At 41.2% G+C, this 413-nt stretch carries 1 protein-coding gene; it reads left to right on the top strand.

The window, feature by feature from the left end:
• Nucleotides 1-83 precede the first annotated feature (83 nt).
• Nucleotides 84-350: a DksA/TraR family C4-type zinc finger protein gene (locus tag BCT81_RS04470; RefSeq protein ID WP_061031776.1), complete on the top strand. Its 267-nt coding sequence runs from the start codon at nucleotides 84-86 to the stop codon at nucleotides 348-350.
• The last annotated feature ends 63 nt before the right edge of the window (nucleotides 351-413 follow it).

Here is a 413-nt window from a genome sequence, read left to right as displayed (position 1 = left end):
TTATTACTTAATTGATATGTAGCTATAATGTCCTCTTACCGCGGTAGGTAAAGATTTTCTCGTTTATGTATTGAGGAGGGCTTATGGCCGTAGGATGGGCTGGAGACGACAGTGTCAGCCAGCAAATACAAAACACCATCGATGATGAGATCTCTCGTGTAAGAGGGAACCTTCGAGGTGGTGAGAGTTTGCGTTATTGTGATGAGTGTGGCGACGAGATACCAGAACAAAGACGACTCGCGATAAAAGGCGTTCGTTTGTGTATCGAATGTCAGTCATTATTAGAGCATGACGCACATCGACATTCATTGTTTAACCGTCGAGCAAGTAAAGATAGTCAATTGCGTTAAACTGACGGATATCTTCAAAATAGATAAGGCCTTACTTTTATGTAAGGCCTTTTAGTTTTATTA

The sequence above is a fragment of the Vibrio sp. 10N.261.52.A1 genome (assembly GCF_002876325.1).
In the GTDB taxonomy this organism is placed as follows: Bacteria; Pseudomonadota; Gammaproteobacteria; order Enterobacterales; family Vibrionaceae; genus Vibrio; species Vibrio chagasii.
This window is presented reverse-complemented; position numbering and strand designations above follow the sequence as displayed.